General features: G+C 60.9%; 1 protein-coding gene. It reads left to right on the top strand.

From position 1 onward, the window contains the following. Positions 1 to 256: hypothetical protein (locus tag ACY9Z2_RS19165; RefSeq protein WP_463611269.1), on the top strand; the 256-nt coding region annotated here is incomplete at both ends.

The raw sequence follows: 256 nt of genomic DNA on the forward strand, positions 1-256 counted from the left end.
CGAGGACAAACGATCCGGGTTCGCTGATCTGCAGGCCCGCCTGACGCAGTTACGGCCCCTCCTGACACAGCAGTTCACCCTCGCCTTTCCCATGTACCCAGAGCAGCGCGCCAGCTATGCCGCAAGCCGCAAACCGGACCTGTCACTGGGACTGGTGGACATGGATCAGGTGGACGACTGGATTCTCCGCACCACCATCGTGCAGCGAATCGACGACGCCATTACCCCGCTGCCGCACGAATTCAATCGTCACTAT

This window comes from Virgibacillus sp. GM2-2, from assembly GCF_055329585.1.